The sequence below is a fragment of the Fulvivirga lutimaris genome, from assembly GCF_009711525.1.
GTDB classification, from domain to species: Bacteria; Bacteroidota; Bacteroidia; order Cytophagales; family Cyclobacteriaceae; genus Fulvivirga; species Fulvivirga lutimaris.
In genome coordinates this window covers 1-10,069 of the sequence record NZ_SMLV01000276.1, presented here as the reverse complement: position 1 = coordinate 10,069, position 10,069 = coordinate 1, and the positions used below count along the sequence as shown (strand labels likewise).

Annotated in this window: 8 protein-coding genes; 1 reads left to right on the top strand and 7 read right to left on the bottom strand. The window is 36.3% G+C overall.

The genetic code is table 11. The features are described 5' to 3' along the window. The first annotated feature begins 2 nt into the window (after positions 1-2). Positions 3-740 carry an SDR family NAD(P)-dependent oxidoreductase gene (locus E1140_RS04435; protein WP_343034141.1) on the top strand — a complete coding sequence of 246 codons (738 nt, stop codon included), beginning with the start codon at positions 3-5 and terminating at the stop codon, positions 738-740. On the opposite strand, the gene E1140_RS04430 is transcribed toward E1140_RS04435, so the two are convergent. The 7 genes from E1140_RS04430 to E1140_RS04400 form a co-directional block, all read right to left on the bottom strand. Beyond that, entirely contained in the window at positions 725-1,366 is a 642-nt protein-coding gene (locus E1140_RS04430) for an alpha/beta hydrolase (RefSeq protein WP_155179452.1), read from the bottom strand. The genes E1140_RS04435 and E1140_RS04430 overlap by 16 nt on opposite strands. 57 nt (positions 1,367-1,423) lie before the next feature. Further along, positions 1,424-1,852: a hypothetical protein gene (locus tag E1140_RS04425; protein WP_155179450.1), complete on the bottom strand. Its 429-nt coding sequence runs from the start codon at positions 1,850-1,852 to the stop codon at positions 1,424-1,426. 18 nt (positions 1,853-1,870) lie between these two features. Next, positions 1,871-2,767: a hypothetical protein gene (locus tag E1140_RS04420; RefSeq protein WP_155179448.1), complete on the bottom strand. Its 897-nt coding sequence runs from the start codon at positions 2,765-2,767 to the stop codon at positions 1,871-1,873. 91 nt (positions 2,768-2,858) lie between these two features. After that, on the bottom strand, positions 2,859-5,996 hold the full coding sequence (locus E1140_RS04415) for an ATP-binding cassette domain-containing protein (RefSeq protein ID WP_155179446.1): 3,138 nt from the start codon (positions 5,994-5,996) through the stop codon (positions 2,859-2,861). A gap of 58 nt (positions 5,997-6,054) precedes the next feature. Then, complete coding sequence (locus E1140_RS04410) at positions 6,055-6,417, bottom strand: DUF1987 domain-containing protein (protein ID WP_155179444.1); 363 nt, start codon at positions 6,415-6,417, stop codon at positions 6,055-6,057. Positions 6,418-6,452: 35 nt separating this feature from the next. Next, positions 6,453-6,983: a SiaB family protein kinase gene (locus E1140_RS04405; protein ID WP_155179442.1), complete on the bottom strand. Its 531-nt coding sequence runs from the start codon at positions 6,981-6,983 to the stop codon at positions 6,453-6,455. A gap of 103 nt (positions 6,984-7,086) precedes the next feature. Further along, the coding region (locus E1140_RS04400) for a PAS domain S-box protein (protein ID WP_155179440.1) at positions 7,087-10,069 on the bottom strand (2,983 nt) is incomplete at its 5' end.

Below are 10,069 nucleotides of genomic sequence, written 5' to 3'. Positions count from 1 at the left end.
TCATATCTGGAGCTACCTCTGGTATTGGTAAAGCAACCGCTGAACTGCTAGCTCAAAATAATTTTAGACTTATACTTACCGGGAGAAGAAAAGACAGACTGGAAGCATTGTCTAATACATTAAGTAATCAAACGGAAGTGTATACAACCTCCTTTGATATTAGGGATAAGGAAGCAGTCTTTAAAGCAATAAAAGAACTGCCCGCAGAGTGGAAGCAAATTGATGTATTGATTAATAATGCGGGTAATGCTCATGGTTTAGGACCAATCCATGAAGGTAATGTTGAAGACTGGGACGCCATGATAGATATCAATGTAAAAGGCCTTCTCTATCTTACAAAAGCAATTACACCTTCAATGATTGAAAGAGAATCTGGGCATGTGGTGAATATTGGTTCTATAGCAGGCAAGGAGGTTTACCCTAATGGTAACGTTTATTGCGCTTCTAAGCACGCTGTTGATGCCATTAACAATGGAATGCGCATGGATTTTAATCCTTATGGGATAAAGGTTACTGCTATCAATCCTGGCCTTGTGGAAACTGAATTTTCTTTAGTGAGATTCAAAGGTGATGAACAACGAGCTGATAATGTGTATAAGGGTTTTGACGCATTGCAAGCAGCTGATATAGCTGATACCATACTTTACGTTGTAACAAGACCTGCACATGTTAATATAAGTGATATGGTCGTCTTCCCAACTGCTCAGGCAGCTTCAACAATGGTTCATAAAAATAACTGATTAAGCGTTTTTTCTTCAATGTCATGAACACCATCAAACTGAATGATGTCCGGCTGCAACTTAAGCTTCGTAGATAACTCCTTCATTTCTTCAATTCTGCCAGGAGTTATAAAAGGATCAGACTTTCCATATACATATTGTATGGGCTTATCTTTGAGAATTAGCGAAGTCTTATTAAAATCCATATCGGGTGGAAATATGCCTGCCCATAAGATTAGCCGATCGAAATTCATGTAAGCATCTGCAACCCATCTAGAGGCTGTTGCTGAGCCTTGAGAGAAGCCTATTACAGTAACTTTTGTCTTTGATCCAATATAACCCTTAACCTCATCATAAATGTAGTTAAGATAGCCGATGTAGTTGTTGATATCCGTTAGTCTATCCTCCTTGGTCATCCATGTGGCACCTACACGGTCACTAAACCCTTCTAAGTAGTATTTTGATAATCCTTCCGGAGCAATTATGCAGTTTTTTCCATTATCAAGTGACTTGAATTTGTTGATAAAGTATTTAGCCAATTGTCCATGACCGTGAAGAACAAAAATAAGGTTGTCAGTAGACTCATTCAGTTCACCCAGCTGATAGTAGTGTGCTTCAAACTGTATGTTGATTCTCTTTTCCTGCATAAAAAAATAAGCAGGCCCCTTTCGAAACCTGCTTTTATATTTTAGCTTTTAATAACGCTATCTTTTAAACCCAAGAGCACTACCTCCGCAGAACTCTGTCGAGTTATCAAATGTATATTGTATATAATAGATACCCGTTGTGTTACAAGGATATGCAATAGCAGAAATAAATTGATTGTTTATTTTACTACTAGCTACCTGATTTCTGTTACTATCAAATAAGCTAACGATAATACCATCTGTTGACTCACCTGTTGCACATACATTAATCATGTACTGAGTTCCTTTAGTGAATACATAAGAGTATTCAACTTTTGTTTTAGAGCCACCCTGACCATCTATTTTGTAGCTTTTCAAGAAATTGAAACCTGTAGCCAATTTAGGGATACAAGTGTTGGTGTATTGCTCTGAGTTGCATTGGGCATTTACATTACCCGCGATAAAAAATAAACTCGCTATAAAAATTGAATAAAGTGCCTTTTTCATATTTCGCATGTTTTCCACTTAACTAATAACTTTTTTTCTAATTGAACTAATCAAAGCAGAAATACTTGATACGTTCTCATTAGTGATTTTAATTTCACTTGAACTATTGTCCTTGATAACCATCACCCCATCCACTATCTCAAAAGTCGACTCTTTATATGTGGTTACAATTTCAACATTTTCATATTCTGCTTGTAACTTTTGCATGTCCTCCAAAAGTGATGCCATATTTTGATCAACCTCCTGATAGAAGCTCAAAAGCAGAACAATATTTTCTAAAATTATTTTTTGCTCACCTATAGTTTCTCTTAATTCGTTGTTATCCGGATTTTTTGAGGCTACTTGACATGTGATGTGCATAGCTTCTAACCAACCACCAGTTAAAAGAAGAACACTTAGGTTTGCTCTATTCTGCTCTTGAAGATAATGGTTGATGTTATTGAAGTTTTGTGTGGTAATCAACAGCAAAGAATCTAAGTTCTTACTGTTAGTTGCTAATCTACCGATGGTTTCAATGTCAAAAAACTGCCCGATGCTTAGTCCATCAGCTAATTCTTTGATAGTAGCCATATAATCCAAACCATCCTGATTTTGCTCGTAGATATTAGTATAACCTAAATCAGTGCCATAAATACCAAGGTTAAGTGACTTACGGTAATTACTGTTATACTTTGAAAGGTTATCAGCAGAGTTCAAAAAGCCCTTGTCGTACTTAGTACCAGATTCTTTAAGAAGTACTGAAATTTCTAATGGAGAAGGAATCTGCTGTATAATACTGCTGATTACTTCTTCTGATATGGCTGGCCCTTCGACAGTTGTCGAGTCCAAACTTTCTAAAAAGGCTTGTTCATCTGGTTTTTTACTTGAATTACAAGCAAAAATAAAAACAGCCATGACCAATGCTAAAATCCTCATATGCACAACTTTTATGATGTAAACAAAATTATGAATTCATTTATCTATAACAAACAATATTATTTGTAATTGCAATATTACTAAAGTACAATTATTTTGACTTTTTACTGCCTATTTTAATTTTTCCGAAGGCATTAATTCCTTTTCTCAATGCCTCGAAGTATAAGAAAATATATAGTATCAATGTCATGATCCAAACCACTATCAGATTAAAGGTGTAAGTGCTGAAGTAGGTTCCCATAAAGTATTTTTGCGGAGCAAAAAAGTGTGTACGGTAGTCTAAAAAATGAGAGGGATTTGTAGGATCATTATAAATGGGGTTAATCTGTTGAATCAGCTCTCCATCATATTCTATTATTCTATCTTTTTCCGCCACGTTCATAACCAAGTCAGCTAGACTTTCATTGTAGTACTCATTTTTAGCCTGATTCAGATTGTATTCATACTCAGCGTTGTTCTCAAAGAAATAAACCATTTTTTCCTTTGTAGCAACACTCTTATTATACACATCTTGATAATGCCTTTTGTAGGCCGTAAAGTAATCAACTAGTTGCTGGTTAATTTCTTTGTTATAGTTTTCAAGAGTTAGGTTGTCAATATCTAACTCCTCAATACCTTCTCTAAAAGGTTCAATCTCAAGATTGTTTCTAATAATCCTCAGGTCTTTTTGTAAAATGTAATTCAATGAATCACCAGCACCTTCTAGATTCTCCCCAATGAATTGATTTTTTCGTTTAAGCTCCTCTACCAGATAGGCTGCTTTAAAATCTGCTTTAGCTTCTGTTTTTTCGATATCAAAGTAAGGAGCAGCGTACGTATTATTTTTGAATTGATAAACGGCCATTGCCTCGTAAGTCCATCTCGATGCCATCATATCAGCAACAATAGGCACTTTGCCTTTAGTACTTAGAATATCATTTAACTTGTCGAAACTGAATAATAATCCACTTAAGATCATTTGAGGTATAAGCAGCAATGGTATCATTACATAAACAGTAACTGCTGAATTAAATGCACTTGATATATTTAGCCCCAGCACATTAGCCATACATGAACAGGTAAATAGTGCAAACCAAAATGCGAAGGTCATGCCATGAATTTCAAGAATTAAGTGACCAACCACTACAAACATCATGGTTTGAATTGCAGAAAGCAGGAATAATATAAACAGCTTAGACATCAAATAACTGTTCCAGCTTAGGTTTAGGAATGATTCCCGTTTCAGAATCTTTCTATCTCTAATTATTTCTTCAGCACTGACTGTTAATCCCATAAACAGCGCAACAATAATGCTCATCAGCATGAAAGCCGGAATGTTATCATTGAATCTAAATATATAGCTATCGCCAAAAGGACTACTCTTATATTTGATAATAAAAGCAAGAATAACTGCTAGTAGGGGAGCCTCCAGCAGATTAATAAGTAGATATTGTCTATTACTAATTTTGCTCAACAAATCCCTCGTAGTGAAGATTATGCTTTGCTTTATCTTGTTTGGGATAAACAAAGAGTGAGCTGGTTCTTCATTTAAATCTTCAACTTTCTCAATGGTAAAATGCTCTATGAAACTATCATTCCACTGCTGAGGGTTTACCTTTCGTTTATTGGTAAGCTGTCCGTATTCATCAACAACTTTTGCCTCAATTATATTGAAAATTTGCTCTGGGTTAACATTGCCGCAAGTTTCACACTGTCCTCGCTGACTATCAACCTGATTTGTTGCCTTTTTGAAATATGTAACCGCTTCAACAGGATTGCCATAGAATACCGGATACCCACCGGTATCCATGATATACATCTTACTAAACATCTTATAGATGTCAGAAGATGGCTGGTGAATAACCACAAATATGAGCTTTCCTTTAAGAGACAGCTCTTTTAATAAATCTATTACATTTTCAGAGTCACGAGAGGAAAGTCCAGATGTAGGTTCATCCACGAACATCACTGCAGGCTCCCGTATAAGCTCCAGGGCAATATTTAGCCTTTTTCGCTGACCACCACTAATGGTTTTATCCAATACACTTCCAACCTTTAGATCTTTTCTTTGATCAAGACCCAGACTTTCAAGTACACTAAGCACTCTGGCACTAAGATCTTCTTCAGAAAGGTTAGCAAAACATAATTTAGCGTTATAATAAAGGTTTTCGTAAACTGTTAATTCTTCAATAAGAAGGTCATCCTGAGAAACGTACCCTATTACACCATGAATCTTTTCTTTCTCAGTATTGATGTCAAAGCCGTTGATTTTTACACTACCAACAGTAGGTTGTTCAATACCAGCCAGAACATTCATTAATGTGGTTTTACCAGCACCACTGGCACCCATAATCCCGATAAGCTGTCCAGGACCTTCAGAAATTTGAACGTCACGAAGACCTAAGGCCCCATTAGGAAACCTGAACTCAGTAATGTTCGCGTTAAAGGATAATTTTGCTGTTTGTAGCTCCTCATTAAACAGGGCTATCAGGTCACTATAGTAAAGTGCAGCGCCTAGTGGGGTTTTAACAGTACTGCCATGAGAGAATAGGTAAACCCTATTTCTCTGCATAATAAAACCATTCAGTACTATTTGGTCCTTGCCAATGTACTTAGTGAAGTACATGTCAACACTATTTACCTTGAGGAATATAATATTCCCGTCTATATCAGTATTAAAGTGTTTTGAATGCGTGTCTGAATTTTCTGCTTCTGCTTTAATTGCCTCAACATCATGCGAGTGTTCACCTTCATTATTAACAATCAGGATGTCATTGAAATTAAGCTCTTTGTGATCTGCTTTGATGACAAAGCTCTCAATTAGCTTGTACTCGTCTTTTACAATGTTAAAAACTGTACTAATAGTATCAATGATTTCCATCCTTTGCGGAGTGAAATTCTTATCAGAGCCTACGAGCTCCAATATTTTTATTAGTACAACAACTTTTTGCTTTTGGGTTAAGGTCTTGTTGATCTTTTTGCAAAGACCTAGAGTTTTTACGGAATCTCTAACGGAGGTTAGCTTTCTTTTCTTTCCTCCATCATCATCTTCTTTCTTTTCTTCCCCTCCGTCTTGATTATAGCCAACAAATTTGTCATAAAGCTCGAGGTATTCTTTGACAGAATCCTGATCAAGCTCTTGTTGGAAAAAACTTATTACAAACTGCCTCTCTTTCTCAGTAACACCCCCATCTTGTTTGGTGATAATGGCAAAAAGTTGGGTAAGTGCTTTTAGTATTTCCTCACTCATAGGCTAGTTTCTGCTAAAGGCAGATTAATAACTGCAAAAAATCAGATAAACGAAAAAATTAGTATGTTTTGAACTCAAACGGTATTTCAACAAGCTCAGAAAATTCCTCACCTGCTTCTTCCATATCTTCATCATCTTCATGGAAGTACCACATGATAGACATTCCATCAATGTCTTCCAATGCTGATAGTACGTCAAGGATCAACTTACTGGAAGCCGTATTGAAATACTCCAGTTTGAACATGAACTCCGTACTTGGGTTAGCATCTTGAGAATACTCTTCTATCCAATCAAGAACGGGTTGGTAAAACTCAGCAGAGTCTTCAGGAAGACTTCTTCCGGAAATTTCAAAGATGCCATTACCCTTATCCAACATGATCTTTGGGGTATCTTCAGTGCCTTCTAAATTTAGTATGTCCATTATATGTTCTATTTTAAATCTTTTTAATCAATTAATTAAAGTCTTGCAACTGATGCCTTAAGGCAGAAGAATGAACTTTTGTCATCCAAAGTTGGAAAATCATAGCCTAATTTGTTGCCAGATTTACGTGCCATGTCAACAAAGCCTAATCCAGCACCTCCTTTGTCAGAAATCTCTGTGTTTTTTATGATGCTTTTGTAGAGTTCTTTGAGGCCATCCTTATCCAATTCATTGATCTGATCTATCTTAGCTTTAAGACCGTCTATGTTTTCGTTCATAATAGGGTTGCCAGAAATAATGATGTACTCATTATCTTGCTTACCAATCATAAATACTGCCGAATGATCATTGGCTACAGCATCAGCATGTTTCACGATATTTTGAAGGCACTCAACCATTACATTGAATACTTTTCTTTTTACCGCTGACTCTTCACCGGAAGAATCCATATTTCTTTCTGCCATGGCAAGAACAGATTTTGTAATTTCTTGAGTGAATTCTCCCTCATAAACCAAAATCAGATTATTCTCCAGCATGGTTTTGTGTAAATCAAAAATATACTTCATAAGTCTTAAAGCGTTTTATCCTAAGTTCTTAAATCAGAATCAATTTTATAAATTAAATAAATCTACTTCAATATCTGTCAAAATACGACATTTAATTAAAGTTCTAAAATTTTATACCTATTAACAGCACATCATCAGTCTGTTTTTCTTCGCCTTTCCAGTCTTCCCATCCTTTGTCGAATACCTCATGGGCTTCAACCATTGATTTTTTATGAATATCAACAATAGTCTCACGAAGACGTTTTGGACCAAATTTTCTATTATCAGGCCCCCCAAACTGATCAGGAAAACCGTCTGAGCAGAAGTAGAATGAATCTCCTTCTTTCAATTCTACAATGTGGTTGGTAAAGTTGGTCTGGTTTTTATAAATACCACCACCAATGGCAAACTTATTACCCTTGATTTCTTCCATCTCACCATTTTTCATTACATAAAGTGGACGGTGAGCACCTGCATATTCGACTTTACGCTCCTTCGTATTTATCTTACAAAGTGCGATGTCCATACCATCCTTGGTTTTAGAATCGTCCTGGTCTTGTCTAAGTGTTGTTGTTACACCTTCATCAAGCTGATCAAGAATCAATCCTGGATCTGATATTTTTCTACTTCTTACAATATCATTAAGTAAGAAATAACCAATTAATGAAAGCAGTGCTCCTGGAACACCGTGACCAGTACAATCTACTGCGGCCAGATATATTTCATCACCAATTTTTACATACCAAGGGAAGTCACCACTAACCACATCTTTTGGTTTATAAAGTATAAAAGAGTCTGGTAGTACTTTATTGATAACTGTATTGTTAGGAAGAATAGCATTTTGGATACGCTTGGCGTAGTTTATACTATCAGCAATTTTCTTATTCTTGTTCTGAATCTCTAGCTCAATAACCTTACGTTCGGTAATGTCATGTGAGACAAGAAGTACAGATTCTAACTTTTCATTATCATCAAATTCCGGAATCGCATTTATCTGCATAACTCGATCACCCATTTCTGATGGGAAATCCATTTCAGTAGCTACTTTATCATTGGTGCTGTTAACTTGTTCAACAATTTCTAACCAACGATCAAGAATATTCTTATCTAATTCTGCTTCTACAATTTTCTGGTTCAAGAATTTACCTGGGTTCTTACCTGTATATTCTTCAATTACCGGGTTGATATAAGAGATTGACTCATCTTCTAATCTAGTAATAAGATCAAGAGAGTTTTCTGACAAGGCCTGCATCTTACTTCGCATTCTCTGCTCTACTTCCGCTCTTCTTCTTTCTGTAATGTCACGGGAGTTTACAATCATACCATGTATGGCAGGGTTCGACATGAAGTTTGTTCCTGTAGACTCAATCCATATATAGTTGCCTTCTTTACTTAAATATTCGTATTGGATGGTGACTTGCTCATCAGGATTTTCAAGTAAAGCCTTAAACATGCCTTTGAATTCAGCAACGTGTTCTTTATTCACTTTGTCTGAGTCCTTCTGACCAATCATTTCTTTTTGAGTGTAACCCAAAATAGGCTCAACTGATGGGCTTATGTACCTAACAGTTTCGTCTTCTTCATAGATAGTAATAACCTCTGAAGCATTTTCAAGAAGTAATTGCATTCTGTTTTGAGTACGATTTACCTCCTCAATTTGCTCTTCAAGCTTGCTGTTAGACTTTTGAAGCTCCTCCTGAGTAGCCTGCATCTCTTCAGCATTCTGACGAAGGATTTCCTGCTTATCTTGCAGCTCACTACTCATGGTCTGAGATTCTTCAAGAAGTCTTCTGGTGCGCTCGTTAACTTTAATATTAAATACTGTTCTGGCCAGTATTAAACTTAATTCTTCAACAAACTTTACCTTACTGCTGTCAAATTTTTCGAAGCCTGCAAACTCCACTGCACCATACACCTTCTCATCAGTGATTAGTGGCACAATAAGAATAGAAGTTGGCCTTTGGTCACCCAATATACCAGAAGTAATAGTTACATAATCATGTGGAATTTCAGTTCTTAAAACTGTATCTCTTTCTGCAGCTGACTGACCTACCAGACCTTCTGCAAATTTAAATGAGGCCTTTAAGTGCTTCTTTCTATTGTAAGCAAAGCTGGCCTTCATTTCTAAATAAGAGTCATCGTCTTCGTCATTCACAACATAGAAGGCACCTTGAACAGCATTGATTTTTCCAATAATGTATTTTACAACCGCATCACCTAGTGGTTCAAGTTCGTCATGAGCTCTGAGGATTTCGCCAATTTCAGCTACCCCAGTTACGATCCAGTTTCTTTCCTTATCTCTTTTTTCGCCTTCAATCAAATTGTCTCTCATGTTAATGAGTGCCATTCCCAGGGCATCATCATCATTGATAGATTTGAAATCTGCTGTAAAGTTTCCTTCTCCAATTTGCTGAGCAAATTGAGCAGTGTTTTTTAATGTATCTACGAGGTGATTAACACTACCGGTCATCTCACCAATTTCATCAGAAGTCTTCGTTTCAACTTTTTCAGGTAAAATACCATTGCCGACTAACTCCAGTGTTTTCTTTAGTGAAACTAATGGACTGGTCAAGTATTTAGAGAAGATTAGCGATACTATAGTAGCCAAAGCTAAAATTATAAGACCTGCTACAAAAAACTTCCATGACTGGTTCTCTGCATTGGCAAAAATCTCTTCGGTATCTATTTTAGAAACAAAGCCCCATTTTACATTTGGAATGTATGTCCAATAAGCCAGGTTTTCTTTGCCTCTATAATCAGTATTTGCTCCGAGGCCTGTAAATCCTGTTACAGCTTTTTGAACAGCCTTGGATTTTACATCACCAAGATTCAAAATCTTGAATGCACCGTCAGGATCGTTTCTTGGCTTATTAATATAATTAATTCGCCCATTAGATGAATCTAGCTTAGCCAGGATTACTTCTCCATTTTCACCTAAGCCTGTTGTATCTGAGATAATCTCATAAACATCGGACATTGAAAGTTCTATCAATATAATTGAAGACTCTCCATTATCGTGTGAAATAGGAGCACCAGCATAAAAAGAGAATGCACCATCAACTTCAACGATATTACTGAAATACACACCTTGAACACTTTTTGAAAGA